This is a genomic window from Mesorhizobium sp. IMUNJ 23232, from assembly GCF_044326205.1.
In the GTDB taxonomy this organism is placed as follows: domain Bacteria; phylum Pseudomonadota; class Alphaproteobacteria; order Rhizobiales; family Rhizobiaceae; genus Kumtagia.
In genome coordinates this window covers 1-2,322 of sequence record NZ_JBIRCY010000151.1, presented here as the reverse complement: position 1 = coordinate 2,322, position 2,322 = coordinate 1, and the positions used below count along the sequence as shown (strand labels likewise).

At 59.7% G+C, this 2,322-nt stretch carries 2 protein-coding genes; one reads left to right on the top strand and one right to left on the bottom strand.

Features of this window, described 5'->3' with window-relative positions:
• Positions 1–18: 18 nt before the first annotated feature.
• Positions 19–2,097, bottom strand: coding sequence for a recombinase family protein (locus ACH196_RS37980; RefSeq protein ID WP_396651971.1), 2,079 nt, complete (start codon positions 2,095–2,097; stop codon positions 19–21).
• Between ACH196_RS37980 and ACH196_RS37975 the strand changes: the two genes are divergently transcribed.
• Positions 2,096–2,322: hypothetical protein (locus tag ACH196_RS37975; RefSeq protein ID WP_396651970.1), on the top strand; the 227-nt coding region annotated here is incomplete at its 3' end. The two genes, ACH196_RS37980 and ACH196_RS37975, sit on opposite strands and share 2 nt — an antisense overlap.

Below are 2,322 nucleotides of genomic sequence, written 5' to 3'. Positions count from 1 at the left end.
GCCATCTCGATCGTGTTTTCATGATGACTCTCCTGTCCGGATTCCTGTTGAGGCGTGGGATAGGCTGACGAGCCAGATACGTTGTGTTCCCACTTTTGCGATGCGCCCCTTGAGCTTTCCGCGTCGGAGCCAGCCGTAGGCGGTCTGACGATGGACGCTGAGCTGTTCGGAGAGTTCCTGCAGGGTCACCTCGTCGTCATTGCGACGGGGAACGTTGCCGGACCAGATGGGTCGCTTCTTTCCAAGTCCCTTTCGTACCAGAAGCTTCTGGACGATCAACGCGTCGAACATTGGCTTCTTCGCAGGCGTCCAGCCTTTTGCATTGAGATCGTCTGCTATCTGTCGAGCGGTAGCCCCCTCAGCACGGAGCGCTGCGATCCGATCCAGTATTTCGTCGTGATGCTCCAGCTGTTCAAAGCGTCTTACGGTTCGGACAATCGGATGCGTCGTCACGATCTCTCCGGCCCAGTGGCATTTTACCTCGGCACGCTCGGTTTCTCCGAACACCCGGATGACGACGCGATCGAGCATCATTCGGGCGATGGTTTGCCGGTCGCGTGATGTGGTGGACTGCGCCCTCCACAGGGCAGGCACATCTTCTGCCAGCCGGCGGACCGTGTCCTTTTCCTCCGCCGTTAGCCGCTCAGGTTGTCGCGCAAGGGCGCGCTGGTGGTCATCCGCGAGCGCCTGTTTCGTCGCCATTGCTGCTTCCCAATCTCGTTCAAGCGTCCGCGCGACCAGACGGTTGGCAGGATCGACAGCTTCGTAGCGCCGGCGTGCGAGTGCTGTTTCATAATCCGCGCGTTCCAGTCGCTGCTTCCAGCCGTCGTGGAGCTGCTGTCGTTCGAGTTCGATATCCTCGGCAACTTGAAGGCTGACGTCGATTGCGGCCGGCGAAAGGGCCTCAAGAATCAACGCGGTCACACATGTGTCCACCGGACGAGCGCTAATCGACTGGCACCGTGGACCGCCGTAGGTGGTGGCCTCATAGCTGCAGCTATAGCGCGCTTCCCGTCCGTCATCATTGTAGCCAGTCACCATTTTACGGCCGCACACGCCGCAGACGATCAAGCCGCCAAGCAGTGCTGCGCCACCACGCGGGACACCGGTATATCGCGAACGGTTTGCCGCCATCAGTTCCTGATTCCGCTCATAGGATTGCCAGTCAATGTACGCTGGATGTGCGTTTTGGTGCAGCACCATCCATTTTTGCGGATCGCGAACGAGGCGTCGGCCGCTATGCGGTTTGCCGGGAAGCCGGAGGCGTCCGTCATGGTGACGGCGCCCGAAGACATACGCACCGGTATAGCCAGGGTGACGAAGCATGTCGCCGAGCGTCGCGGTATTAGGTCGGTTCCAGCACACGTCGCCCTTTTCAGGGCCGCTCCGTATACGATCGGGAAGCGTGATGTCGTGGTCCACGAGGTATCGCAGGACGCCACTGATCGAGCGACGCCTTTCGAACAAAGCGAAGACCAGGCGTATGACCCTTTGAACCTCCTCGTCCGGGTCCAGTGCTACTTCTCCTGAGGGCTTCAGCACATAACCGCGCGGCAGACCAAGGATGAGTTCGCCACGACGCGCCTTGGCTTTGCGCCCTTCGTGCATCCGGGCTTTTAGAATATGGAGTTCAGCTTCACTCATCGTGCCCTTCAGGCCGAGCAACAGCCGGTCATTGTAGGTGCTCGGATCGTAGATGCCGTCGGCATCGCCGATCAGCGTATCGAACAACGCGCACATTTCCAGAAGTTGATGCCAGTCACGGCACGATCGTGCGAGGCGCGAGACTTCGATGCCAATGACCATTCCGACATGGCCGAGCCCAACCTCAGCGACGAGACGCTGGAAGCCCGGCCGATCAAGCGCCGATGCGCCCGAGCGGCCCAGATCGTCATCGATCACCGTTATCTGGTCACGACGCCATCCCAGCCGCAATGCCCGATCCGCCAAGGCGTATTGAAGCCGCGTTGACTCGCGGTTGTGCTCGACCTGTCGAACCGTCGACTGCCGAACGTACACGATGGCCTGGCGATCATTGTGGCGGCTGTGGATCTTTTCCGGCAACGTGAAGGTGAGCAGGCTCGGTTCTGCATTCATGACCGATCTCCCGATCCGTCGACACATTCCGTTGTATGAGGCTGCTGATCAGCGCTACGAGGCGTCGACGCCGATCTGCCGGCAAATCCGTCCATCGGATGTGTATTCGCTTCTGGCTCATCCCGATTCGCCATCCATTGGGCCAACAGAATCAGCGCTTTGTGGCCAATGCGTGGTATCAACGGAACCTCACCTTCAGAGGTTTCCCGGCTATGCGTTCTCGAT